General features: G+C 72.5%; 25 protein-coding genes, 3 tRNA genes and 1 riboswitch. Of the genes, 13 read left to right on the top strand and 15 right to left on the bottom strand.

All coding sequences use genetic code 11. The features are described from left to right. A complete protein-coding gene (locus ACVW07_RS03595; RefSeq protein ID WP_456817909.1) occupies positions 1 to 1,026 on the bottom strand; it encodes an NAD-dependent epimerase/dehydratase family protein in 1,026 nt (341 codons plus the stop codon). Between the two features lie 103 nt (positions 1,027 to 1,129). On the opposite strand from ACVW07_RS03595, the gene ACVW07_RS03590 reads away from it, so the two are divergent. Further along, a complete protein-coding gene (locus tag ACVW07_RS03590) occupies positions 1,130 to 1,939 on the top strand; it encodes an S-methyl-5'-thioadenosine phosphorylase (RefSeq protein WP_456817908.1) in 810 nt (269 codons plus the stop codon). Positions 1,940 to 2,011: 72 nt separating this feature from the next. On the opposite strand, the gene ACVW07_RS03585 is transcribed toward ACVW07_RS03590, so the two are convergent. From ACVW07_RS03585 to ACVW07_RS03550, 8 genes are all read right to left on the bottom strand, one after another. After that, entirely contained in the window at positions 2,012 to 2,785 is a 774-nt protein-coding gene (locus tag ACVW07_RS03585) for an ABC transporter permease (protein WP_456817907.1), read from the bottom strand. After that, positions 2,782 to 3,531 (bottom strand): ABC transporter ATP-binding protein, encoded by a 750-nt coding sequence (locus ACVW07_RS03580; RefSeq protein WP_456817906.1) that lies wholly within the window; start codon positions 3,529 to 3,531, stop codon positions 2,782 to 2,784. The genes ACVW07_RS03585 and ACVW07_RS03580 overlap by 4 nt, the downstream gene beginning before the upstream one ends. Then, the gene (locus tag ACVW07_RS03575; protein WP_456817905.1) at positions 3,528 to 4,106 is read right to left on the bottom strand and encodes a TetR family transcriptional regulator; all 579 of its coding nucleotides are present in this window, start codon (positions 4,104 to 4,106) and stop codon (positions 3,528 to 3,530) included. The genes ACVW07_RS03580 and ACVW07_RS03575 overlap by 4 nt, the downstream gene beginning before the upstream one ends. A 46-nt stretch (positions 4,107 to 4,152) precedes the next feature. After that, complete coding sequence (locus ACVW07_RS03570; protein WP_456817904.1) at positions 4,153 to 5,442, bottom strand: SLC13 family permease; 1,290 nt, start codon at positions 5,440 to 5,442, stop codon at positions 4,153 to 4,155. Then, positions 5,439 to 5,879 (bottom strand): CBS domain-containing protein, encoded by a 441-nt coding sequence (locus tag ACVW07_RS03565; protein ID WP_456817903.1) that lies wholly within the window; start codon positions 5,877 to 5,879, stop codon positions 5,439 to 5,441. Before ACVW07_RS03565 ends, ACVW07_RS03570 begins: the two co-directional genes overlap by 4 nt. Positions 5,880 to 6,072: 193 nt before the next feature. After that, positions 6,073 to 6,145 (bottom strand) — tRNA-Asn (locus ACVW07_RS03560). 69 nt (positions 6,146 to 6,214) lie between these two features. Further along, positions 6,215 to 6,727, bottom strand: a complete 513-nt coding sequence (locus tag ACVW07_RS03555) for a hypothetical protein (RefSeq protein ID WP_456817902.1) — start codon at positions 6,725 to 6,727, stop codon at positions 6,215 to 6,217. 194 nt (positions 6,728 to 6,921) lie between these two features. Further along, a tRNA-Ile gene (locus ACVW07_RS03550) sits at positions 6,922 to 6,995 on the bottom strand. A gap of 116 nt (positions 6,996 to 7,111) precedes the next feature. On the opposite strand from ACVW07_RS03550, the gene ACVW07_RS03545 reads away from it, so the two are divergent. The 7 genes from ACVW07_RS03545 (at position 7,112) to ACVW07_RS03515 (ending at position 12,666) form a co-directional block, all read left to right on the top strand. Further along, positions 7,112 to 7,918: a DUF1206 domain-containing protein gene (locus ACVW07_RS03545; protein ID WP_456817901.1), complete on the top strand. Its 807-nt coding sequence runs from the start codon at positions 7,112 to 7,114 to the stop codon at positions 7,916 to 7,918. Positions 7,919 to 8,081: 163 nt separating this feature from the next. Continuing rightward, a riboswitch (cyclic di-GMP riboswitch) is annotated at positions 8,082 to 8,156 on the top strand. Positions 8,157 to 8,171: 15 nt separating this feature from the next. Then, a complete protein-coding gene (locus ACVW07_RS03540; RefSeq protein ID WP_456817900.1) occupies positions 8,172 to 8,396 on the top strand; it encodes a BldC family transcriptional regulator in 225 nt (74 codons plus the stop codon). 188 nt (positions 8,397 to 8,584) lie between these two features. After that, positions 8,585 to 9,073: a peptide deformylase gene (gene def, locus ACVW07_RS03535; protein WP_456817899.1), complete on the top strand. Its 489-nt coding sequence runs from the start codon at positions 8,585 to 8,587 to the stop codon at positions 9,071 to 9,073. A gap of 165 nt (positions 9,074 to 9,238) precedes the next feature. Then, entirely contained in the window at positions 9,239 to 9,739 is a 501-nt protein-coding gene (locus tag ACVW07_RS03530; RefSeq protein WP_456817898.1) for a DUF3145 domain-containing protein, read from the top strand. Positions 9,740 to 9,880: 141 nt separating this feature from the next. Beyond that, the gene (locus ACVW07_RS03525; RefSeq protein ID WP_456817897.1) at positions 9,881 to 10,297 is read left to right on the top strand and encodes an FMN-binding protein; all 417 of its coding nucleotides are present in this window, start codon (positions 9,881 to 9,883) and stop codon (positions 10,295 to 10,297) included. A 252-nt stretch (positions 10,298 to 10,549) separates the two neighbouring features. Continuing rightward, positions 10,550 to 11,143 (top strand): FAD:protein FMN transferase, encoded by a 594-nt coding sequence (locus ACVW07_RS03520; RefSeq protein WP_456817896.1) that lies wholly within the window; start codon positions 10,550 to 10,552, stop codon positions 11,141 to 11,143. Further along, a complete protein-coding gene (locus ACVW07_RS03515) occupies positions 11,140 to 12,666 on the top strand; it encodes an FAD-dependent oxidoreductase (RefSeq protein WP_456817895.1) in 1,527 nt (508 codons plus the stop codon). Before ACVW07_RS03520 ends, ACVW07_RS03515 begins: the two co-directional genes overlap by 4 nt. 91 nt (positions 12,667 to 12,757) lie before the next feature. Here the strand turns inward: ACVW07_RS03515 and ACVW07_RS03510 are convergent, their stop codons facing one another. From ACVW07_RS03510 to ACVW07_RS03490, 5 genes are all read right to left on the bottom strand, one after another. Further along, a complete protein-coding gene (locus ACVW07_RS03510; protein WP_456817894.1) occupies positions 12,758 to 14,008 on the bottom strand; it encodes a beta-ketoacyl-[acyl-carrier-protein] synthase family protein in 1,251 nt (416 codons plus the stop codon). A gap of 85 nt (positions 14,009 to 14,093) precedes the next feature. Beyond that, positions 14,094 to 14,342 carry an acyl carrier protein gene (locus ACVW07_RS03505; protein WP_191786067.1) on the bottom strand — a complete coding sequence of 83 codons (249 nt, stop codon included), beginning with the start codon at positions 14,340 to 14,342 and terminating at the stop codon, positions 14,094 to 14,096. A gap of 61 nt (positions 14,343 to 14,403) precedes the next feature. Beyond that, on the bottom strand, positions 14,404 to 15,408 hold the full coding sequence (locus tag ACVW07_RS03500) for a beta-ketoacyl-ACP synthase III (protein WP_456817893.1): 1,005 nt from the start codon (positions 15,406 to 15,408) through the stop codon (positions 14,404 to 14,406). Further along, the gene (locus ACVW07_RS03495) at positions 15,405 to 16,400 is read right to left on the bottom strand and encodes an ACP S-malonyltransferase (protein ID WP_456817892.1); all 996 of its coding nucleotides are present in this window, start codon (positions 16,398 to 16,400) and stop codon (positions 15,405 to 15,407) included. The genes ACVW07_RS03500 and ACVW07_RS03495 overlap by 4 nt, the downstream gene beginning before the upstream one ends. An 89-nt stretch (positions 16,401 to 16,489) precedes the next feature. Continuing rightward, complete coding sequence (locus ACVW07_RS03490) at positions 16,490 to 17,770, bottom strand: PucR family transcriptional regulator (RefSeq protein ID WP_456817891.1); 1,281 nt, start codon at positions 17,768 to 17,770, stop codon at positions 16,490 to 16,492. A 113-nt stretch (positions 17,771 to 17,883) separates the two neighbouring features. On the opposite strand from ACVW07_RS03490, the gene ACVW07_RS03485 reads away from it, so the two are divergent. Continuing rightward, positions 17,884 to 18,573: a hypothetical protein gene (locus tag ACVW07_RS03485; protein ID WP_456817890.1), complete on the top strand. Its 690-nt coding sequence runs from the start codon at positions 17,884 to 17,886 to the stop codon at positions 18,571 to 18,573. A 66-nt stretch (positions 18,574 to 18,639) separates the two neighbouring features. Here the strand turns inward: ACVW07_RS03485 and aceE are convergent, their stop codons facing one another. Beyond that, positions 18,640 to 21,384, bottom strand: coding sequence for a pyruvate dehydrogenase (acetyl-transferring), homodimeric type (gene aceE / locus ACVW07_RS03480; RefSeq protein WP_456817889.1), 2,745 nt, complete (start codon positions 21,382 to 21,384; stop codon positions 18,640 to 18,642). A 323-nt stretch (positions 21,385 to 21,707) separates the two neighbouring features. Here aceE and ACVW07_RS03475 point away from each other — a divergent pair, with 323 nt between their 5' ends. The 4 genes from ACVW07_RS03475 (at position 21,708) to ACVW07_RS03460 (ending at position 23,679) form a co-directional block, all read left to right on the top strand. Then, entirely contained in the window at positions 21,708 to 22,130 is a 423-nt protein-coding gene (locus ACVW07_RS03475) for a DUF3052 domain-containing protein (protein WP_456817888.1), read from the top strand. Next, positions 22,127 to 22,588 carry a peroxiredoxin gene (locus tag ACVW07_RS03470; protein ID WP_456817887.1) on the top strand — a complete coding sequence of 154 codons (462 nt, stop codon included), beginning with the start codon at positions 22,127 to 22,129 and terminating at the stop codon, positions 22,586 to 22,588. Before ACVW07_RS03475 ends, ACVW07_RS03470 begins: the two co-directional genes overlap by 4 nt. A 79-nt stretch (positions 22,589 to 22,667) precedes the next feature. Next, positions 22,668 to 22,741 (top strand) — tRNA-Val (locus tag ACVW07_RS03465). A gap of 200 nt (positions 22,742 to 22,941) precedes the next feature. Beyond that, complete coding sequence (locus tag ACVW07_RS03460; RefSeq protein ID WP_456817886.1) at positions 22,942 to 23,679, top strand: hypothetical protein; 738 nt, start codon at positions 22,942 to 22,944, stop codon at positions 23,677 to 23,679. Positions 23,680 to 23,682: the final 3 nt, after the last annotated feature.

Genomic DNA, 23,682 nt, shown 5'->3' with positions numbered 1-23,682 from the left:
TCAGCAGTTCGCCAGACCGGCCTCGAGCCCCACCTGCGCCGACCAGTCGAGCACCTGCGCGGCGCGGTCCGACGACGCGGTGACATGCCGGACGTCACCGATCCGGTACTCCCCGGTGGTCCGCGGGGCGGGGCCGTGCACCGCGTCGGCGAGCGCCGACGCGAGCCCGCCCACGGTGGTCACCGTGCCGGAGCCGATGTTCAGCGGGACGACCTCTCCCGGTGTCCCCTGCGTCGCCGCGGCTCGCACGACGGCGGCGGCGACGTCGTGCACGTGCACGAAGTCGCGTCGCTGACGGCCGTCCTCGAAGACCCGGGGTGCTCGGCCGGCTGCGAGCTCGGACCGGAACAGCGAGGCCACGCCGGCGTACGGCGTGTCCGTCGGCATCCCCGGTCCGTAGACGTTGTGGAACCGCAGGGCGAACGCGCCGCCCGACGTCTCCCTCGCCCACGCCCGGAGCAGGTGCTCGCCGTGCACCTTCGTCGCGGCGTACACGTTGCGGGGGTCGAGCGGGGCGTCCTCGGTCACCACCGTCGGCGCCAGGACCCGGTCGCACGCCGGGCAGCGCGGGTCGAACACGCCGGCGTCCAGGTCCGACCTGCGACGCGGTCCGGGCGCGACCCGGCCGTGCTCCGCGCAGTCGTAGGCCCCTTCGCCGTAGACCACCATCGAGCTCGCGTACACGATGTGCCCGACCCCGGCGCGGTACGCCGCGCGCAGCACCACCGCCGTGCCCAGGTCGTTCGCCGACGCGTAGTCGGCGATGTCGTCCAGGTCGACCCCGAGGCCCACCTTCGCCGCGAGGTGGACGACGGCGTCCACCCCGCTGACGACCGTCGCGACCGCGCGCTCGTCCCGGACGTCACCCACCACCAGCCGCGCACCGGCGAGCATCTCGGGGTCCCGCCGCCGCGGCCCGTCCGACCGCAGCGAGTCGAGCACGGTCACGTCGTGTCCCGCGACGACCAGGCCGGCGACCGTCGGTCGACCGATGAAACCGGCTCCACCGGTCACGAGGATGTGCACGCTCCCCAGCATTCCCCGACGTCCCGGCCCGCGCGCATGACGAGAGGCTGACGGATCTGGGTCGCCGGCCGGCTGACGAGTCACGGCCGTTACGGTCGGTGCCATGGTCACCAGCGCGTCCCCGATCGGCGTCATCGGTGGTTCAGGCCTCTACCGGCTTCTCGAGGACACCGAGGAGGTCCGTGTCGACACGCCGTTCGGGCAGCCCAGCGACCCGCCGCTCGTCGGTCGCCTGGGGGCGCGGCAGGTCGTGTTCGTGCCGCGGCACGGTGTGGACCATCGTCTCCCTCCGCACCGGGTCAACTACCGCGCCAACTTGTGGGCGTTGCGCGCGCTGGGGGTCCGCCGCGTCCTCGCCCCGTCGGCGGTCGGTGCGCTGCGTCCCGACCTCGCGCCGGGCACGCTGGTGGTCCCGGACCAGGTGATCGACGGCACCTGGGGCCGCCCGTCGACGTTCTACGACGAGGTGGGCGCCGTGGTGCACGTCGGGCTCGCCGACCCGTACTGCCCGCAAGGTCGCGACTCCGTCGTCGGACTCCCACGACCCGCCTTGCCTGTCGTCGACGGCGGCACGATGGTCGTGATCCAGGGCCCGCGGTTCTCCACGCGGGCCGAGTCCCGACGGAACGCGGCGGCCGGCGGTGACGTCGTCGGGATGACCGGCATGCCGGAGGCCGCCCTGGCCCGCGAGCTGGCCCTCTGCTACACCTGCCTCGCCGTGGTGACCGATGCGGACGCCGGTGTCGAGGCAGCCGGGGCGGTCTCGCACCAGGCGGTCCTGGCGCAGTTCGCGCGGAGCGTCGACCAGCTGCGGGTGCTTCTCGCGCAGCTCGTGGACGCACTGCCGGTCGACGACAGCTGCAGCTGCCGCGCAGCCCTGGACGGGCTCACCCTTCCCTTCGACCTGCCCTGAACGGGCCCGACCGCGCCGCCACACGGTCGCGCTCGGGCGGGTGTCGGTCGTCGCGGTGCGCGCGGTGCGTGGCTACGTCAGCTCGAGCTGCGACCACGTCCTGACCGTCGCGAGCCACGCGGCGGCGCCGACGACGCCGACGAGCACCACGCCGAGCGGGCTGACCGCGGTGGCGGCCCGGTCGCCGCCGGTGCCGACCAGGAGCGACGGGACCGACCACGGGAACCAGGAGCCGCCACCGAGGAGCACCACGACCTGGCTCACCATGACGACCCCGAGCAGCGCGCCGACGGCCGGGAGGTATCCCTTGCCGACGGTGGCGACCCACGCGAACGGCAGCGCCAGCCACGCGGCCGCGACCGCGGCGAGCACGCCGGCGGCGAGGTCGCGCAGGTCGTGCGCGCCGGGAAGTCCGATCCCTGCGACGAGCCCCCCGCCGAGTGCGAGGAAGGCCGCCGTGACCGCGGCGAGGGTCGCGGCGAGCAGGGTGACGCCGAGCTTCGCCGCCGCGACGCGGGACGAACGGGTCGGCAGGGCCAGCAGCTGCCCGAGCGTCCGGTCGGAGTACTCCCGACCGCACACCCACGCGGCCACGACGCCGGTGCCCAGGAGCCACAGCACCGAGACGACCTGCCCGAAGGCGCTGCTCACGGCAGCCCATCCGACGCCGTCGACCATCGCCGCCACCTTCGCCCCGGTGAGTGTCCCCGAGCCTGTGCCGTGAGCGGTGAGCAGGGCCGCGCCCACCGAGAAGAACGCGGCGACCCCGGCCATGGCCGTGAACGCGGTCCTCGTCACCGGTGACCGGCGCATCTTCAGCAGCTCGACGGTCCATGCGGCGCTCACGGGTGTGCCTCCTGCCGATGCGTGAGGGGAAGGTCCTCGGCGGTGACGTCGATCCCGTCGGAGCGCGCGAGCATCGCGAACAGCTGGACCTCCAGGTCGGTCCCACCCGGCTCGAGAGAGCCGACGACCCGGCCGCGGTGCAGCACGGTGATGCGGTCGGCGATCCGGGCGAGCTCGTCGAGGTGGTGGCTGGAGACGAGCACGGCACACCCGTGGGTGCGGGCGCGCTCGACGAGCAGGCGACGCACCGCCAGGACTCCTGCCGGGTCCAGCCCGTTGGTGGGCTCGTCCAGCACCAGCACCTGCGGGTCGTGCACCAGCGCCGTCGCCAGGCCGAGCCGTTGCCGGTTGCCGAGCGACAGCCCGCCTGCCCGGCGCCCACGCAGGTCCACGATGTCCACGGCGGTCGACGCCGCCGCCACCGCGGCGTGCACCCGGTCCCGGTCCACCGCGCGCAGCAGGGCCGCGGCCCGCAGGTTCTCCTCGACCGTGAGCTCGGGATAGGCCGCCGGCACGTCGATGAGGTGACCGACGCGGGCCTCGGGTGTGCCGTCGTCGCCGATGCGCACCTGGCCGGCATGGGGACGCAGGACGCCGACGAGCATCCGCATGAGGGTGGTCTTGCCCGACCCGTTCAGCCCGACCAGGGCGTGCACCTCACCGGCCGCAACCTGGAGGTCGACGCCGTCCACGGCGGTCAGCGTCCCGAACCGACGTACCAGGCCTCGCGCCTGCAGGAGTGTCATGACCGCGGCGCGAGCACGTCGAGGGCGGCGCCGAGCGCGTCGACGAGCCCGCCGGCACCGTCCGTCGGCTCCGTCGCGCCCCAGTGCAGCAGGGCCGACGTCGTCGCGCCGAGGACCGCGCCGGCAGACGCCTCCGCGACGGCGGGATCGACGTCCTGGGAGACGAGGGCGTCGACGACGGCGGCCTGCGTGCGTGCCATGTTCTCCCAGATCCGTGCCCGGAGGGCCGGCACGCCGGCTGCCAGTCGCAGCCGCTGCCGCGACTCACGGTCGAACTCGTCCGAGTCCAGGCCGCCGAGCGAGTCGAGCAGACCGAGGCGGACCCGCTCGAGGGGCATGAGGGCGGGCGGTTGTGCCCGGACGGCCTCGGCGAGCACGGGGTCGTACGGGTCGTCCAGGACGACGTCCTCCTTGGTCGGGAAGTACCGGAAGAACGTCATGTGGGACACGCCTGCGGCCGCGGCGATGTCCGCCACCGTGGTCCGTTCGTAGCCGCGCTCCTCGAACATGCGCAGCGCGTGCGTCTGGAGCGAGCGACGGGTCTGCGCCGCTCGCGGCGTCATGGAGGTGCTCATGTTCCGATGTTAGTTAGTAACTAACATCGGAGACAAGAGTGCTCGGTCAGGTATAGCGAACCAGGACGTACGGGACGCACAGCGCGATCGAGACCGACGCCGTCGGCAGCCCGTAGCGGAGCCAGCCGCGGAACGTGAGCAGCAGCCCGTTCCGGCTCGCCACCCCTGCCGCGACGACGTTGGCGCTCGCGCCGACCAGGGTGGCGTTCCCGCCGAGGTCGGCCCCGAGGGCCAGTGCCCACCAGAGCCCTCCGTCCTTGCCGAGGTCGGGGTTCGTCTCGATGAGTGAGGCCACCACGGGCGACATCGCCGTGACGTACGGGATGTTGTCGACGAAGGCGGAGATCACGGCGGACCCGATCAGCATGACGAGCATGGTGGGGACGACCTCGGCGCCGGTGGCCTGCGCGATGCCCCCCGCGAGGGCGTCCAGGGCCCCGACCTGGACGAGCGCCCCGACGAGGATGAACAGTCCCATGAAGAACAGCAGGGTCTCCCACTCGACGTCGCCCAGCAGCTCGCGGGCCGTCAGCGGTGAGAGCAGGATCATCACACCCGCGCCGACGAGCGCCACGACTGCCGGAGCCACACCGGTCTGCCGCTGCAGCAGGAAGCCCACGAGGATCAGCCCCAGCACCACGAGGCTGCGCGCCAGCATCGGTGAGTCGGTGATCGCCTCCCGCTCATCCAGTGCCAGCAGGTTGTCGGCGCGGCCCGGGTCGCCGTGCAGCGACGACCTGAACATCGCGCGGGACATCGCGACGAACGCGAGCAGCACGACCACGACGATGGGACCGAGGTTCACGAGCACGTCGGTGAAGCTGAAGCCGGCACGGCTCGCGATGATGATGTTCGGCGGGTCGCCCACCAGGGTCGCGGTGCCGCCGATGTTGGATGCCAGCGTCAACGCGACCAGGAACGGGACCGCCGGCAGCCCGAGCCGGTCGCAGACCAGCAGCGTGACCGGCGCGACGAGCAGGATCGTGGTCACGTTGTCCAGGAACGCCGACGCCACCGCGGTGACGAGCACGAGCAGGACGAGAACCCCGAACGGGCGGCCACCGGCGACCTTGGCGGCGCGGATCGCGAGGTACTCGAACACACCGGTGCGCTTGAGCACCGCGACCACGAGCATCATCCCGAGCAGCAGGAAGATGACGTCCCAGTCGATGCCGGTCTCCGCGGAGTAGAAGGCCTGCTCCGAGCTCAGGATGCCCAGGCCGAGCACCAGGCCCGCGCCGCCGAGCGCGGCCGCGACCCGATGGATCCGCTCGGTCGCGATGAGCACGTACGCACTGACGAAGATGGCGACGCTGACCCAGCCGAAGGCCGTCATCGCGCCAGATGGCCGATGAGCTGGTGAGCCGTGACCACGCCGAGCAGGGCGTCGTCCTCGACCACCACGACGAGCGGGACGTGGGCGGCCGCCATCACCGCCGCGATCTCGACGAGGGTCGCGTCACCGTCGACGCCGTGCGGTCGCCCCGGCCGTTCCTGTGCCGCCAGCAGGTCGGACACCTGCAGGCTCGCGAGCCGGGCAGCCACCGCGTCGGCGGACGACTCGTCCCAGACGCGCCCCAGCGCCGGGTCGTCGAGCACGTACCGAGGCAGCGCGACCCGCAGCACCTGCGAGGCAGGCACCACGACGAAGCCGTCGCGGGTCCGCACGACGAGCCCCGGCAACGAGGAGGACTCGATCCGCTGGAACGCCGCGGTGAGCGGGTCCGACGGAACCAGGACGTCGACGTGCCGGGCAAGGTCACGAGCGTGCATCTGGCCAGTCTGGCAGCGCCCGGTGCGCGCTCCGGCAATCCTGGGCTCGGCGTGTGCAGGTGACCACGAGCCTGGAGACGGCAAGAGTCCCTGTGTCACGCCCTCAGGGCCGAGCGCACCCGCATGGCGTCCTGATCAGCCGCGACAGCACGAAGGCCCCTCAAAAAGGGGGCCTGGCCAGCGGTTCTACTTGCTCCCTCGACTGGACTCGAACCAGTAACCGTCCGATTAACAGTCGGATGCTCTGCCAATTGAGCTACGAGGGATCGTGCGGGAAGAAACTCTAGCAGCCCTCCAGGGCTCCGCCGGACACCCGGATCCGGTCGGCGTGAGCGTCAGCGGGGGAGGCCCACGGCATCCCGGATCTCGGCCTCGGCAGCGTCGACGGCGGCGGCCATCGCGGCGTCGCCCAGGTCGACGTTCCCGTCGGAGATGACCTGGGTGAAGAGCTCGCCGTCCTCGTCGCGCCGGAGCGCCACCCGGGCCCGGCGCCCGTCCGGGACGGACGCGGTGACGACGTGCACGACCGACTGCTGGACGCGCTCGCGGAACGCCTGGCTGAAGGTGCGGGCGGCGGGCTCCTCGGGGAAGACCAGCTGGCTCGTCGAGCCCCACACCCACCGGACCGACAGCGTGCGGGTAGCCGGGTCGAGCGTGCCGCCGTCGATGTCGCACCACGGTGACCGGGCGACCTCGGTGCGGCCGATCACGTGCAGGGCGCGCCGCGACGCGACGACCCACTGCCCGTCGGCAAGCTCGACGCAGGCGAGCACTGCGTCGCCGGGCGACAGGTCGAGCCGTGCCCGTTCGGTGGCGGGGAGGCGTCGTCGGCGGGAGAACACTGGCACCCGATCACGGTACCGGCGGGCGACGGTCGGACCGCGCACCTCCGGCGGGCGTCGGCGTGGACGGATCGCCTGACGCGCGTGCTGAGACGACCGCACGGCGGATCCGTGGTCACCGGCCGAGCGCCGGGGCCACGGGAGGGGTGTCCTGGCGGACGCCCGACGGCGCTCCCGAGGGACGACGCAGACCACGAGGGTGGGGCAGGTGGGGCTTGAACCCACGACCCACGGATTATGAGTCCGCTGCTCTGACCGGCTGAGCTACTGCCCCGAGGACGCCGCTCAGGCTACGGCACACCGCCACCGCCCACCGCTCACCGGTCGCCGACACGGCCGGGGCCTGCCACTATCGGCGCGACCACCGCTGACCGACCAGAAAGGACGCTCATGACGACGCAGGAAGCCACGCAGCGCGCGGCACGCTCGTGGGAGGTCGCCGCCCGGTCCGGGTACGCGGTGAGCGGCGTGCTGCACGCCCTCATCGGGCTGCTGGCCCTGCGGCTCGCGTGGGGCGACACGTCGAAGGAGGCGGACCAGTCCGGAGCGCTGCAGACGGTGGCACAGACCCCCTTCGGTGCCGTCGTCCTGTGGTTCGCGGTCGTCGCGTTCGTGGCGTTGGGCGCATGGCAGGCGGCCACCGCACTGCGCAGGCGGCCGGCCGGCCGGTCGTCGGGCGGCTCGTCGAAGGGTGATCGTGCGAAGGCGGCCGGGAGGGCGCTCGTCTACCTGGCGCTGGCCGGGACGTCCTACGCCTTCGCGACCGGAGGGGGAGGGTCGAGCGACCAGCAGACGACCGACGCGACGACGAAGCTGATGGACGCGCCGGGAGGTCGCCTGCTCGTGGGGGCGGTCGGCGTGGCGGTGGTCGTCGTCGGTATCTATCACGTGGTCAAGGGACTGCGGCAGCGCTTTCTGCGCGACCTGCGGTCGCTCCCCACCGGGACCACGGGGACGGCGGTGCGGTGGGCCGGGATGGTGGGGTACGTCGCGAAGGGTGTCGCCCTCGGCATCGTCGGGGTGCTGTTCGTCCTCGCCGCCGTGCACGCGAACCCGCAGGAGGCCGGTGGGATCGACGCCGCGCTCCGGACCCTCCAGGGACAGCCAGCGGGTGGAGTTCTGCTGGTCCTCGTCGCGATCGGTCTGATCGCCTTCGGCGTCTACTCGTTCGTCCGGGCCCGGTTCGGCCGGGTGTGACGACGCGCTGACCTGCGAGGACACCTGGACGAACGTCCAGGTGTCCTCGCGGAGCATCCGGAGCGTCCGGATGCGTCCGATCTCAAATCACCCGTTTGCCGACGAAACCGGTGGTCGGGTTTGTTGCACAGGTGTCCAGTTTCGGGCATAGTTCCCGGTGTCAGCGATAAACCGGCAAACCCGCTGCAAGGCGGGGACGCAAAGCCACGGGGCCTACATGGCCAGCCGAGCTACCGAACGACAGGAGAACGACATGGCTCTGTCCACCCCCCTCACGGATGCCCCCCTCTCGCAGGGTGCCCTGCTCACGCCCGGCGAGGTCGCCGTGCTCTTCCGCGTGGACCCCAAGACGGTCACCCGCTGGGCACAGGCCGGCAAGCTCTCCGCCGTCCGGACCCTCGGCGGCCACCGTCGCTTCCACGAGTCCGAGGTGCGCCAGCTCCTCACGGGCGTCCCCACGCAGCGCGCGGGCGAGTGACCCTCACACAGCTCTGACTCCCGGTCTGTCCGGGACACGACGCCGCCGGTGGTGACGACCAGTCGCCACCGGCGTCGTGCTGTCTGCAGTTCGTTGCGCCGGCCCGGAACGGGTGTCTCGGTGGTCACAGCCGCACGGACGAGCGGGGACGCGCCCGGTGAGCGGGCCGTCCGTGAAAGGATCGGCCCATGGCCATGCGAGAGATCCGGACCGTCGGAGACCCCGTCCTGCGCACGCCGTGCGACCCGATCACGACCGTCGACGACCGTGTCCGCGCGCTCGTCGAGGACCTGCTCGAGACGGTGGACCACGACGGCCGCGCCGGTCTGGCGGCGAACCAGATCGGCGTGGGCCTGCGCGCGTTCTCCTGGAACATCGACGACGAGGTGGGCTACGTGCTCAACCCCGTGATCGTGGAGATGTCCGAGGACGAGTACCAGGACGGTGACGAGGGCTGCCTGTCGGTCCCGGGCCTCTGGTACCCGACCCACCGTGCCTGGTACGCGCGCGTCGTCGGCACGGACCTGGACGGCAAGGAGGTCGTCGTCGAGGGCACCGAGCTCATGGCCCGCTGCCTGCAGCACGAGGTGGACCACCTCGACGGCCTGCTCTATCTCGACCGGCTCGAGCGCACGGTGCGCAAGAAGGCGATGCGCGCGATCCGCGAGCAGCTCTGATGGCAGGACGTCGTGTCGCTGGCGCAGCGGCCCGGCGTCCGCCATAGTGTCCACAGCACACGGTCCGAACCTGTGTGCGAGCACGCCGCGAGTCCGTGAGTCACTCCCGGGAACGGGTGCGAGGTCGTTGGGGAAGGCGAACCTCGAGCCGTTCAGGAGGACGACATGGCAGGTGCGATCACCCGCGGTGTACTTTTCGTGCACTCTGCGCCGCGCGCGCTGTGCCCCCACATCGAGTGGGCGGCAGGAAACGTGCTGTCCGCACGTGTGATCTTCGACTGGACCCCACAGCCTGCGGGCCCCGGGTTCTACCGCGCCGAGTACTCGTGGCAGGGCGCCCAGGGCACGGGCGCACGGCTCGCCTCGGCACTGCGTGGCTGGGCGCACCTGCGCTACGAGATCACGGAGGACGCGAGCCACGGCGTCGACGGCTCGCGCTGGAGCCACACGCCCGAGCTCGGGATCTTCCACGCGGCGACGGACGTCCACGGCAACGTCGTCGTCCCCGAGGACCGGATCCGCGCGGCGCTCGAGCACGCCGCCGACCCCGCCCGGCTGCGCGCCGAGCTCGACCTCGCGCTCGGGCAGGCCTGGGACGACGAGCTCGAGCCGTTCCGCTATGCCGGCGCGGGAGCACCCGTGCGATGGCTCCACCGCGTGGGCTGACGCCACGATCGAGAGGCATCCCCGCAGTTCCTGAAGCGATTCGGACATGGACAGCCGATACACGGCCCCCACCAAGGTGTGATACCTACCGTCTGGCCCACACGGACCGGGCGGTCGCCCCGGGGACAAAAGGACTTCACCATGACCACGAATCGCAGGATGCCGCTCGCGCTCCTGTCCGGAATCTCGCTCGCCACGGCTCTCGCCGGCTGCGCCGCTCAGGCCGACGCCGGTGCGGGAGACGCCACGACGAACGACAGCGGTTACGCCGACGGCACGTACCAGAGCACCGGGACCTACGAGTCGCCGGCCGGCAAGGAGACCATCGACGTCTCCGTCACCCTCGACGGTGGCGTCGTGAGCGCGGTGGAGGTCACCCCCGAGGCCACCAACCCGACGTCCAAGACCTGGCAGACCGCGTTCGCCTCCGGCGTCTCCGACGAGGTCGTCGGCAAGGCGATCGACGACGTCCAGCTCGACGCGGTGTCCGGGGCGTCGCTCACCACCGGGGGCTTCCAGGACGCCCTCGACCAGATCGCCGCGGATGCCCGCGGATAGCACCACGTTCGACGCGATCGGCACCCGGTGGACGATCAGTGCCGACGGGCCGCTCGACGCCCGCACGCTGGCCCGCGTCCACGACCGTATCGCCACGTACGACGAGACCTGGTCGCGGTTCCGTGACGACTCGCTGGTCTCCCGGATCGCCCGGGAGGCCGGCACGTACCTGCTGCCGCCGCCGAGGGACCGGCCCTGCTCGACCTGTACGACCGGCTCGACGAGCGCACCGGGGGAGCGGTCACCCCGCTCGTGGGGCGCAGCCTGGTACGGCTCGGCTACGATGCCGCGCTCACGCTGCGCCCCTCGGGACCGCCGCTGGCCGCGCCGCGCGACGTCGTGGTGCGGGACGGGGAGGTCCTGCACGTCGCCGAGCCGGTGCTCCTCGACGTCGGGGCGGCGGGCAAGGGGCAGCTCGTCGACCTTGTCGGCGCCGAGCTCCGCGCGTGCGGTGTGCAGCAGTTCCTCGTCGACGCCGGAGGGGACCTCCTGCACGCCGGCGACCGCCCGGCTCGGGTGGGTCTGCGTCAGCCGGGCGACCCGACCTCCGTGATCGGCGTCGTCGAGCTGCAGGACGCCGCGTTGTGCGGGTCGGGCGTGGACCTGCGGAGCTGGGGCGACGGGTGGCACCACGTGCTCGACGCCCGCACCGGATGGCCGGTGCGGGACGTCGTGGCCACGTGGGTGGTGGCGGGGACCGCGATGGAGGCCGACGGTCTCGCGACCGCACTGTTCTTCGCCGACCCCGACCGGCTCGAGGTGGCGTTCGACCTGACGTACGTGCGCGTGCACGCCGACGGGACCGTCCGGTACTCGTTGGGACTGCCCGGAGAGGTGTTCGGATGACCAGGGTCGATGCGTGGCTGGGCCGCGTGACGATGTACCGGACGGTGTCGCTCGCGCTCGGGGCGGTCGTCGCGGTGGCCGCGGTGCTCTCCGCGGCGGGCGTCGTGCACGTGGACCTCGTCGCGCTCCTCGTGTCCGTCGTGGTCGCGGTCGGCGTCGTCCTGCTGCTGAGCCGCGCGTGCGGTGCGCTCTGGAAGACGCGGGTGCACACCGAGTCGTCGGTGATCACCGGTCTCATCCTCGTGCTCCTGTTCCGCCCGGGCCTCGACGTCCCCTCCCTGGGTGGGCTCGCCGCTGCCGCGGCCGTCGCCGCGGTGTCGAAGTTCGTCCTCGCGGTGCGCGCTCGCCACATCGCCAACCCTGCGGCTGCGGGCGCCCTCGTGGTCGGGGTCCTGTCGACCTGGCTCGGTGTCCTGCCCCCGATGTGGTGGGTCGCGACACCGGCGCTCCTGCCCGTCGTCGCGGCCGCCGGGGCCGTCGTCGTGCTGCGCACCCGCCGCGCGCTGCTCGTGGCGACGTATCTCGGAGTCGCCGTGTCGGCGGTCGTGATACGGCAGGTGGCGGACGGCACGGCACCTGTGGACGCCCTGTGGAGCACGATCACGTCGCACCCGCTGCTGTTCGCCGCCGCCTTCATGGTCACCGAGCCCCTGACGCTGCCGCCGCGACGATGGCAGCAGCTCACCGAGGCCGCGCTCGTCGGACTGCTCACCGCCGTGCCGTTCACCCTCGGGCCCCTGTGGAGCACTCCCGAGCTCGCGCTCGTGGTCGGCAACGTCCTGGCGTTCTCGGTCGGGCAGCGACGAGCCGTGCGGCTGAGGGTGGTCGGCCACCGGCAGGTCACGGGCGCCGTCCAGGAGGTGGCGTTCACGAGCGAGCGGGCCCTGCGGTTCCGGCCAGGCCAGTGGATCGAGCTGCACCTGCCGCACGACGGGACCGACGGTCGCGGGTCCCGCCGGGTCTTCTCGGTCGCGTCGCCGCCCGGTCCGCGCCACGGCCCGTCCGGCGGCGTCGCCGTGGCGTTCCGGGTCACCCCGGCACCCAGCTCGTTCAAGCGCACGCTGGTCGCGCTGCCTCCGGGCGGCATGGTGCGAGCCACCGCCGTCGGCGGCGACTTCCTGCTGCCCCGACGCGCCGACGTGCCGCTCCTGCTCGTCGCCGGCGGCATCGGCATCACGCCGTTCGTCAGCCAGCTCGGCGCGCTGGCCCGGTCCGGGGAGCGTCGCGACGTGGTGCTCCTGCTGCTGCTGAGTCCTGGCGACGAGCCGCCCTACGTCGAGGTCATGCAGGCGGCGGGCGTCAAGGTGGTCGTCGTGGCGCCGCACCGTCCCGCGTCGCTGCCCGAGGGTTGGCGGTACGTGGCGGGCCCGCTGCTCACCGACGAGGCCGTGGAACAGGTGCCGGACGCGCACCGGCGGCTCGCTTACGTGTCGGGCCCGCCCCGCATGGTGGTGCACGCCCGGCGCACGTTGCGCCGCGCCGGCGTACGTCGGGTCCGGACGGACGCTTTCACCGGGTACTGACGGCAACGCCCGGGCGACGGCCGCGACGTGCGGTCCAACGGCGAACGACGACGGCTCGGCACCTGGTGCGCAGGTGCCGAGCCGCGTGGCGTCAGACCGAGGCGACGACCAGGGCCACGTTGTGCCCCCCGAACCCGAACGAGTTGTTGACGGCGGCGATGTCCCCGTCACGCAGCGTCCGCGGCTTGTCCCGGACCAGGTCTAGCACCAGCTCGGGATCGGGGTTGTCCACGTTGATCGTCGGGGGCGCCAACCTGTCGTGGAGGGCGAGCACCGTGAAGATCGTCTCGAGGGCGCCGGCACCCCCGAGCAGGTGGCCGGTCATCGACTTGGTGGCCGAGAGGGCGACGTGGTCGGCCTCGTCGCCCAGCAGCCCCCGGATGGACCGTGCCTCGATGAGGTCGCCGACCACGGTCGACGTCGCGTGCGCGTTCACGTGCACCACGTCGGCCCGTGCGATGCCGGACTCCTCCAGGGCCTGCTTCATGGCGCGGACCTGGCCGTCGCCCGACGGCTCGGGGGACGTGATGTGGTACCCGTCCGCCGACAGGCCGACGCCCGCGATGCGCGCGTAGACCCGGGCTCCACGGGCTGCTGCGTGCTCCGCGCTCTCCAGGACGACGACGCCCGCACCTTCGCCGATCACGAACCCGTCGCGGTCGACGTCGTACGGCCGCGACGCGCGCTCCGGGTCGTCGTTGCGCAGCGAGAGCGTGCGGGACGCGGCGAAGGCGGCGATGGGCATCGGGTGCACGACCGCCTCGGTACCGCCGGCGATGACCACGTCGGCGCGTCCTGACCGGATCATCTCCGCCCCGTAGCCGATCGCCTCTGCACCGGACGCGCACGCCGAGACCAGCGCGTGGGCGCCGGCGCGTGCGCCGAACTCGAGGGACACGTACGCGGTCGGGGAGTTCGGCATCAGCATGGGCACGGTCATGGGGAGCACCCGGCGAGCGCTCTGCGGCTTGGCGAGCAGACCCTCCCAGGCGTCCAGGATCGTCTGGATGCCGCCGATCCCCGAGGAGACCACGGAACCCAGCCGGTCGCCGTCCACCTCGGGCGAGCCGGCGTCGGCCCACGCCTCACGGGCCGCGATGACCGCGTACTGCGCGGACGGGTCCATCTTCTTCATCTCGGGCCGCGTCAGGATCTCGGCCGGGTGGACCTTGATGGTCGCCGCGAACTCGACCGGGAGGCCGAAGCGCTCGACCCAGTCGTTGTCGAAGGGCCGTGCGCCGGACTCGCCGTTCAGGGCGGCGGACCAGGTGCTGGGAACGTCACCGCCCAGGGGCGTGGTGGCGCCCAGGCCGGTCACGACGACGTCGGGTACGTGGGTCATCGGTGCTCCAGGTCGGCGGTCAGGACGACGGTCGGGTCCCGGCGGGCGGGGGCTCCGCCGGGACCGACCTGCAGGGTGGGCAGGCTCAGGCCTGTGCGCCCGCGATGAAGGAGACGGCGTCGCCGACGGTCGCGAGGTTCTTGACCTCGTCGTCGGGGATGCGCACGTCGAACTTCTCCTCGGCGAGCGTGACGATCGTCATCATCGACAGCGAGTCGATGTCCAGGTCGTCGGTGAAGGACTTCTCGGGCAGGACGGAGTCGGTGGGCAGGCCCGTCTCCTCGCTGACGATCTCGGCCAGACCGGCCAGGATCTCCTGCTCGCTGTACGCCATGGGGTTTCTCCTCGTATGTCGGGTGCTGCTGATGGGTCGGACGAACGGTACAGCGAGCCGGTCAGGGCAGGACGACGACCTGGGCGGCGTAGACGAGGCCGGCGCCGAAACCGATCTGCAGCGCGAGCGCGCCGCTGGACACCTGGCCCTCGCGGAGCAGTCGCTCGGTGGCCAGCGGGATGGACGCGGCCGAGGTGTTGCCCGTGTCGGCGATGTCACGGCCGACGACCACGGTGTCGGGCAGCTTCAGCTGCTTGATCATCTGGTCGATGATCCGCATGTTCGCCTGGTGGGGGATGAACGCGTCGATGTCGTCCGCGGTCACGCCGGCGGCGTCCATCGCCTTCTGCGCGACGGGCGCCATCTGCCAGACGGCCCACTTGAACACCGACTGGCCCTCCTGGCGCAGCGTCGGCCAGCCGGCGCCCTCGTCGCGCGTCGCGAGCCACGAGTGCGTCTGGCGGATGGCCTGTGCCTGGCTGCCGTCCGAGCCCCACACCGTCGGTCCGATGCCCGGGGTGTCGGACGGGCCGACGATGACGGCACCGGCACCGTCGCCGAGCAGGAAGGAGATCGAGCGGTCCGTCGGGTCGACGAAGTCGCTCATCTTCTCGGCCCCGATGACGAGGACGTTGCGTGCCGTGCCGGCGCGGACCAGGGCGTCCGCCTGGCCGATGCCGTAGCAGTAGCCCGCGCACGCCGCGGAGATGTCGAACGCCGCGGCCGGCGTCGCGCCGATGCGGTCGGCGATGATCGCGGCACCGGCCGGCGTCTGGTGGAAGTACGTGACCGTGGACAGGATCACCGCGTCGATGTCCGCCCCGGTGAGCCCGGCGTGCTCCAGCGCCGCCCGGGCGGCCTCCTCGGCGAGGTCGAGGACGTCGGTGCCGGCGCCCGCGCGGCGACGCGTGACGATCCCTGTCCGCTGGCGGATCCACTCGTCGGACGACTCGATCGGGCCGACGAGGTCGTCGTTGGTCACGACGTTCTCACCGCGCGCCCCGCCGATGCCGAGGATGCGGGTGTGCGCGGGGCCGGTGGCCTGCGTGAGGGTCGGTCGGGTCACGACGGCTGCTCCTGGGGGCTGGCGAGGGAGGACGTTGCGGTGCGGGGGCGGCCCTGCCGCCTGAGCAGGTCGCGCGCCGCGTCCAGGTCGGCGGGGGTCTTGACGGCGACCGTCTCGACCCCGGGCAGCGTACGCCGGGCCAAGCCGGTCAGCACGCCTCCCGGTGCCAGCTCGAGCAGCCCTGTGACGCCGAGGGCCAGCATCGTCTCCTGGCACAGGTCCCAGCGGACCGGGTTCGCCACCTGGGCGACGAGCAGCTCGAGCGCGCGGGCGCCGGACGGTGCGACCGTGCCGTCGGCGTTGCTGAGGAGCGGGACGACGGGCTCGCCCGGCGTGACCGTGTGCGCGGCGGACCGGAGCTCCTCGACCGCCGGGGACATGTGCGACGTGTGGAACGCCCCGGCGACCTGCAGCGCCACGACGCGGGTGCGGGCCGGGGGAGCGGCGGCGAACGCCGCGAGCGCGTCGAGGGTGCCGGCCGCGACCACCTGGCCGCCACCGTTCACGTTGGCGGCCACGAGGCCGTGGGCGTCCAGCGCTGCGAGCACCTCGGCGGGATCGCCGCCGAGCACCGCGCTCATGCCGGTCGGCGTGGCTGCGGCGGCCCGGGCCATCGACGCACCCCGGACCGTCACGAGCCGCAGGGCCTCGTCGTCGGTCAGCACGCCCGCGATCACGGCGGCCGCGAGCTCGCCCACCGAGTGCCCGGCGGTGACGTCGACCGATCCGGCCGCGGACGGCCCGAGCGCCGCGTCCGCGTCGACGTCGAGCACGGCCCGGAGCGTCGCGAGCGCGGAGGCCACGAGCAGCGGCTGCGCCACCGCGGTGTCCCGGATCGTGTCCGCGTCGGACGTGGTGCCGTGCACGACGAGGTCGAGACCGGTGGTCCGGGACGCTCGTTCGATCGATGCGGCGACGGTGGGCAGCTCGAGCCAGGGGCTGAGCATGCCGGGGGACTGTGCGCCCTGACCCGGGCAGACGACGACGAGCACCCGACCACCTTCCCCCGGCCGTCGCACGGTCCGGGCCTACGGCGGGCACCAACCTTCGGCGGCACCCTTGTGCGTGTCCTACAAACCGGTCAGACGGCAGCGGCGCCGTTCGCGCCGGCAGCCTCCAGCCGGCCCAGGGCCAGGGCCGTCTGCAGCACGTACGACTCGCGGGCGTCGAGCGGGTCCCAGCCGGTGACGTCGGCCACCCGCCGCAGGCGGTAGCGGACGGTGTTGGGATGCACGTACAGCGTGCGGGCGGCGGCCTCGAGCGAGCGGCCCGTCCCGAGGTAGGCCGAGAGCGTCTCGAGGAGCGCGCCCTGGGTCGCGGCGAGCGGCGCGTACGCCTGGCTGACGAGGACACGACGTGCGGCCTGGTCGCCGACCAGCACCCGCTCGGGCAGCAGCTCGTCGGCCTGGACCGGCCGGGGAGCCTGCTCCCACGCAGCAGCGGCGAGCAGGCCCGACAGCGCCGCGCGGGCCGACCGCGCGCTGTCCGTGAGGTCGAGGACCTCCGGGCCGATGACGACGGGCCCCGGGCCGAACCGGTGCAGCAGGCTCATCGCCGCCGCACGCAGGTCCCCTTCGCCGCCGAGGAAGATCACCAGCCGGTCGCCCTGGATGCCGACGAGCGCGTCGTCGGCCGCGCGTCGGGTGGCGCGACGCAGGTCGGCGGCCCGGAGCTCGTCCAGCGGTGCGGCGGTGGTGCCGACCATGACGAGCGTCGACCCCCGACCTCCCCATCCGATGGCCGCGACCCGGGAGCGCAGCGAGTCGTCCACGTCACCGCGGACGAGAGCGTCCACGACGAGCGCCTCGAGGCGCGCGTCCCACGCGCCGCGCACCTCTGCGGCCCGGGCGTAGACCTCGGCCGCCGAGAACGCGACCTCGCGTGAGTAGCGGAGCACCGCCTCACGGAGCTCGCGCTCCTCGCCGGGCGCCGCGAGCCGGTCGCTGTGCGTCTCGACGACGTCGACCACGACGCGGACGAGCTGGAGCGTGTGCTGCAGGGAGATCGACCTGGTCAGCTCGGTCGGGGCCGCCGCGAAGATGTCGCTCACGCCGTGCGGCGGACGGGTGGGGTCGGCGAACCAGGTGACGAACGCGGTGATGCCGGCCTGCGCCACGAGCCCGACCCACGACCTGTCCTCCGCCGGCAGTGCCCGGTACCACTCCAGGTCCTCGTCGAGCCGGCGCATCGCCGCACCGGCGAGGAGCCCCGCGCCGTCGCGCACGCGGCGCTGCGTCTCGGCGCCCGTGCGGGCGTCGAGGGGCGCGGTCCGCAGGCGCGCGGAGGAGGACACGCGGGGGGCGGCGCTGGTCCCGGACGGCGTCGCGGCGGTGCTGTCGGCCTCGGGCGGGGTGGTCGGCATGGGGCGAGCATAGGAGGCGGCTTGTGGGAAGTCGACAAAGGCCCGCATCGGGGTGTCCCTTCTCACGAAGGGCGCCCGGGTGCGATCCGGCCTCCGGCGGATAGGGTCTCGACATGGCCTTGCTGCCCCGACTGCGCCAGCTCATGCGGCGACCGTCCTCGGCGTCGCGCGTCGGAGCGCGACGACCGACGAAGGCCGCGCGGCGCGGGGACACCCTGCACGAGGACGCCCTGCGCTCCATGCTCAGCGACGACCCGAACAACGACCGGGCGTTTCGTGCCCTGGCTGAGATCGTGCGCCGGCGTGCCGCCGAGTCGTCGGGCTCGACCGACGACCCGCTGGCGGCCGAGCCCACGCCCGACGAGCGGGAGCGCGCCGCCGACCTCGCCGTCTGGGCGCTCGGCGAGGAGCTCGCGGGCAACCCGCGGGCCTGGTACCCACTGATCGAGATCGCCCGCCTGTCGGTGCGCGACGACCATGAGGGCACCCTCCGCCGGCTCACGACGGCCGTGGAGCGCGACCCGTCGGGCCAGGCGCTCGTCGAGAGTCTGGCGCTCCTGCGCGGCGCCGGTCAGCCGGTCGAGGCCCTCGGGCTCGGCGTCGGCCACTGGCACCCCCGGGACCACGACCCCGAGGTCGCCCGCCACCTCGTGCTCGCCGCGATCGAGGCGGGTCGTCCGCTCGACGCCAAGCAGCACATCATGGCGCTCGACCTCTACCCGGACCAGGCGTCGATCGCCGACCTGCGCACGGAGCTCGGGCGACTGGTCGCCCAGGCCGAGCAGGCGATCCCCGGCACCTGACACCGGGCGGACGAAGGGCCCGCGGCGCACTCGCCGCGGGCCCTCGCCGTCAGTGCCGGTCGACCGTCAGGAGTCGCCGCCCGTGTTGCCGGACGTCCCGGCCGTGACGTCGTGCAGCCGGTACCGCTCGATCGCCTGTGCGGGCGCGTCGCCGGCCACGGCACCCGTGCGTGCCAGCTGCTGCAGCACGCGCACCGCCGTCGACGGGCCGTCGATCTTGAAGTGACGACGTGCGGCGGCACGGGTGTCGGAGAACCCGAACCCGTCGGCCCCGAGCGTCGCGTACGTGCCGGGGATCCACGCGCGCACCTGGTCGGGGACCAGGTGGTCGTAGTCCGACGTCGCGACGAACGGCCCCTCGGCACCGGCGAGCTTCTGCGTGAGGTAGGCCTCACGCGGCGGCTCGCCGGGGTGCAGGAACGCGTGCTGGTCGGCGGCGAGGCCGTCGCGGCGCAGCTCGTTCCAGCTCGTCACGGACCACACCGCGGCGCGGACGCCCCAGTCCTCGGCGAGCAGCTTCTGCGCCTCCAGCGCCCACGGCACACCGACACCCGACGCGAGGATCTGTGCGCGGGGACCGTCTCCGTCGGCGGGCGAGAGCAGGTAGATCCCCTTGAGGATGCCCTCGACGTCGACGTCCTCGGGCTCCGCGGGCTGCCGCATCGGCTCGTTGTAGACGGTGATGTAGTAGATGACGTCCTTGTCCCGGCCGTCCCCCTCGCCGTACATGCGCTCGATGCCGTCGCGCACGATGTGCCGGATCTCGTACCCGTACGCCGGGTCGTAGTGCACGACGTGCGACATCGCCCCGGCGATGAGCGGCGAGTGGCCGTCGGCGTGCTGCAGGCCCTCACCGGTCAGCGTGGTGCGTCCGGCGGTGGCGCCGACGAGGAAGCCGCGTGCCATCTGGTCGCCGGCGGCCCAGAACTGGTCACCGGTCCGCTGGAACCCGAACATCGAGTAGTAGAAGTAGAACGGGATCAGCGGCTCGCCGTGCGTGGCGTACGACGTGCCCACCGCCTGGAACGCGGCGGCGGAACCGGCCTCGTTGATGCCCGTGTGCATGATCTGGCCGGACTCGGACTCCTTGTAGGAGAGCATGAGCTCGCGGTCCACGGCCATGTAGTTCTGGCCGTTGGTGTTGAAGATCTTGGCGCTCGGGAAGATCGAGTCCAGGCCGAAGGTCCGCGCCTCGTCCGGGATGATCGGGACCAGCCGGTGCCCGAACTCCTTGTCCTTCACGAGGTCCTTGAACAGCCGGACGAGCGCCATCGTGGTGGCGACCTCCTGGTGTCCCGACCCCTTGGCGAGACCCTCGTAGATCTTCTCCTCGGGCAGCACCAGTGCCTTGTGCGTCGAGCGCCGCTCCGGCACGAACCCGCCCAGCTGACGCCGCCGCTCCAGCATGTACTGGATCGACTCGTCGTCCGGGCCGGGGTTGTAGTACGGCGGCAGGTAGGGGTTGGCCTCGATCTGCTCGTCCGTGATCGGGATCCGCAGCGAGTCGCGCAGCGTCTTGAGGTCGTCCGCCTTGAGCTTCTTCATCTGGTGCGTGGCGTTGCGCCCCGCGAACCCGGAGCCCAGGCCGTAGCCCTTGATGGTGTGCGCGAGGATCACCGTCGGCTGACCCGTGTGCTCGCGCGCCGACTTGTAGGCCGCGTAGATCTTCCGGTAGTCGTGGCCACCGCGCTTGAGCGCCCAGATCTCGTCGTCGCTCATGTTCTGCACGAGCTGCTTCGTGCGGGGGTCGCGACCGAAGAAGTGCTCGCGGATGAACGCGCCGTTCTCCGCGCGGTACGTCTGGAAGTCGCCGTCGGGCGTCGTGTTCATGAGGTTCACGAGCGCGCGGTCCTTGTCGGCGTTGAGCAGGGTGTCCCACTCGCGGCCCCAGATGACCTTGATGACGTTCCAGCCCGCTCCTCGGAACTGCGCCTCGAGCTCCTGGATGATCTTGCCGTTGCCGCGGACCGGGCCGTCGAGACGCTGCAGGTTGCAGTTCACGACGAACGTGAGGTTGTCGAGGCCCTGCTGCGCGGCGTGCTGGAGCATGCCGCGCGACTCGGGCTCGTCCATCTCACCGTCACCGAGGAACGCCCACACGTCCTGCTGGCTCGTGTCCTTGATGCCGCGGTTGTGCAGGTACTTGTTGGTCCACGCCTGGTAGATCGCGGACGCCGGGCCCAGGCCCATCGACACCGTGGGGAACTCCCACAGGTCCGGCGCGAGCCGCGGGTGCGGGTACGACGGCAGGCCGCCGCCCGAGTGGGACAGCTCCTGGCGGAACCCGTCGAGCTGGTGCTCCGAGAGACGGCCCTCCAGGAGCGCTCGGGCGTAGACGCCGGGGGAGGCGTGGCCCTGGAAGTAGACCTGGTCGCCGCCGCCCGGGTGGTCCTTGCCGCGGAAGAAGTGGTTCAGACCGACCTCGGTGAGCGTCGCGACGGAGGCGTACGACGAGATGTGCCCGCCGACCGCGACTCCGGGCCGCTGCGCGCGAGTCACCATGACTGCGGCGTTCCAGCGGATCCAGGAGCGGTACCGCCGCTCCATCGCCTCGTCGCCGGGGAAGTACGGCTCGTCGTGCACCGCGATGGTGTTCACGTAGGGCGTGTTGAGCGACACCGGGATGGCGACGTTCCGCTGCCGGGCGTGCCGCAGCAGGCTCAGCATCACGTACCGGGCGCGTGGACCGCCCTTGTCGTCGATGAGCCCGTCCAGCGACTCGAGCCACTCACCGGTCTCGGCGGGGTCGATGTCCGGTACCTGGCTCAGCAGGCCGCCGATGAGCGGTCCCGTCTCGTCGATCGAAGCCACCAGAGCTCCTTGCTTCTCGTCCGCGTGCGCGAGGCCGGTCGGCATCGGCGCGCATCTCGGGCCCGGCCGGTCCCAGCGCGCTGCTGCGCGGGCGGGTGCGGGTAGTCGCCCCATTCTCGGACTCTTCCGGCCCGAAAGTCACACCGGGCACCGGTCGACCCACGTGACGTCCGTGACATCCGGGCCCCACGGCGGGCGGGCCGCGGGTCGGCGGGCCCGCTCCGTGTCTTGCCAGGGCCGGTCGGTCTGCGGTGGGCTACGGTGTGCGGACATCAGCAGGTCGCCGCCCTGAGGGCGGCGCGAGGGAAGGGATCGGTCGGGACGTGTCATCCAGCGCGGACGACGCTGCCGGTCAGGCAGCAGCTCGTCTGGGATTCACCGCAGGACAGGTGATCCAGGAGTTCGGCTACGACGACGACGTCGACGGGGACCTGCGTTCCGGGATCGAGTCGGCCACCGGCAACGATCTTGCCGACGAGGACTACGACGACGTGACCGACGGCGCGGTCATCTGGTTCCGGGACGACGACGGAGATCTCACCGACCTCCTGGTGGACGCGATGACGGTCCTCGACGACAACGGCCCCATCTGGGTCCTCACGCCGAAGGCCGGCAGGGACGGGCACGTGTCCCACAGCGACATCGAGGAGGCTGCCACCACGTCCGGCCTGCACGCGATGAGCACGTTCTCCATCGCCGCCGACTGGTCGGCGACCCGCCTCGGCACCCGCGGACGAGGCAAGTGAGCATCGGGGTCGGGGACACCGCCCCGGACTTCTCCCTGCCGGACACGCACGGCACGCCCGTGACGTTGAGCGGTCTCCTCGGTGCCCCCGTGGCCGTGGTGTTCGTGCCGTTCGCGTTCTCCGGTACGTGCACCGGCGAGCTCTGCGACCTGCGCGACAACCTCGAGGCGTTCCAGGAGGCCGGCGTGCACCTGGTGGTCGTCTCCTGCGACCCGATGTTCTCGCTGCGGGCCTGGGCGGCGGCCGAGGGCTTCGCCTTCGACCTGCTGTCGGACTTCTGGCCGCACGGCGAGGTCGCCCGGGCGTACGGCGTGTTTGACGAGGAGCGCGGCCGCGCGGACCGCGGCAGCTTCCTGGTCGGCGCCGACGGCGTGGTGCGGTGGAGCGTGGTCAACCCGGCCGGCCAGGCGCGCGACATCAGTGCGTACCGTGAGGCCATCGGGGCGCTCGCCGCCTGAGCACGGGCGAGCGGTCAGGCCACGGCCCGGCGGCGCCGTGCGCCGGTAGGCTGTGCGCCCGTCGAGCAGCGTGCTCGTGGGGCCTGTAGCTCAGCTGGTCAGAGCGCCGCGCTTACACCGCGGAGGTCGCCGGTTCGAAACCGGCCGGGCCCACCCTGATGGACGCCAGATCAGGCACGCCGTCGCCGTGGGCCGCAGTGGTCCTTCGCCACGCACCGGCCACCCCGGACGTCGAGGGTGGTGCGGCAGCCGACGCGCCGCCCGAAATGTCCGGCTTCGGCCCGTTGCGAATCTAGGTTGGGTCCCACGTCGACCGGGCGTCGACCCGGCGAAGCGGGGACGGGGTGCGTCGCGTGGACCTGAACGACTTTCAGACCTTCCTCTGGTGGGCGGTCGGCGCGGTCGCCGTACTCGCCGCCGCCGGACTCACGCTCTCCTGGCTCCTCCATCGACGTGTGCTCCGGCGAGGCGCACTTCCCGAGGACGAGGCGGCAAGCCTTCGGGAGCGGCTCGTCGGCGAGGTGAAAGAGGCGTCGAAGGAGCCCGGGACCCATGTGAACACCCGGCGGTTCTGGAAGGGTTCCCGGTACAACGCTGCGCACCGGTTCGTGGTCGTGGATCCGCTCATCAAGGACGGGACACTCACCGCACCTCTGTCGTCGGACGGGCTCGAGCGGTTCCTGCAGGCGGTTCAGCGCGAGTTCTTCCATCGGGCGCCGATGACTTTGGTGCTCAACTCCCGGGACTGGACCAGGATGGCGCACGGCACGCCGGCTGGCGTCGTGGTGCACGGTCCGGTCGGAGTCGTCCAGACGGGCCCCGGCCACGTGCACGTGGAAGAGATGACCCTGAGTGTGGAGAGCGATCTTGACCCCGACTTCCTGCTCGCGCTGGTCGCCGCCATCCGGGTCGATGCCTCCGGGATGACCCCGGCCGATGCGGAGCATGCGCTGTCGCGTGCGGACTCCATCGAGAACGACGTGGCGAAGAGCCGGTTCGAGAGCGCCCGTGCGACCGCGAAGGAGGTCCTCGGTCTGGCCGCGACGGCGGCCGGGCTGTGGGCAACCGTGGTGGCGCTGCTGGCGCCGTGACGT

The sequence above is a fragment of the Cellulomonas sp. URHB0016 genome (assembly GCF_054057935.1).
The sequence above is the reverse complement of the archived record's forward strand: the minus strand, read 5'-3'. Positions and strand labels throughout refer to the sequence as shown.